Below are 421 nucleotides of genomic sequence, written 5' to 3' on the forward strand. Positions count from 1 at the left end.
GTCGCAGACCGTGGTGATGTACTTCCACCGCTCGCTGCGCGGGCTCAACGTGGGCGCGCCGGTGGAATTCAAGGGCATCAACGTGGGCGAGATCAAGTCGATCGGCATCCACTACAGCAAGAAGCGCCACGAGTTCGTGCTGCCGGTCACGGCCACGCTGTACCCCACCCGCCTCGGCATGGACATCCGCGACGACAACCCTCAGCACGCCGCCGAAGACGTCCGCACGCAGTTCGACGTGCTGGTGAAGAACGGCATGCGCGCGCAGCTCAAGAGCGCGAGCCTGCTGACGGGACAGCAGTTCGTGAACCTCGACTTCATCGACACGGCCGAGCGCGAGAAGACCCCGCCGCGCTTCGGCATGCGCGATCGCGACGGCGCGTATGTGTTCCCCACGGCCGACAACCCCACGGACGATATC

1 protein-coding gene is annotated in these 421 nt (G+C 65.6%); it reads left to right on the forward strand.

All coding sequences use genetic code 11. The features are described 5' to 3' along the window. Positions 1–421, forward strand: a 421-nt coding sequence (locus tag OC23_RS18805) for an MlaD family protein (RefSeq protein WP_152607819.1), incomplete at both ends; no start/stop codon positions are given.

Origin of the sequence: Acinetobacter sp. A47 (genome assembly GCF_000805455.1) — a bacterium.
Taxonomy (GTDB): Bacteria; Pseudomonadota; Gammaproteobacteria; order Pseudomonadales; family Moraxellaceae; genus Acinetobacter.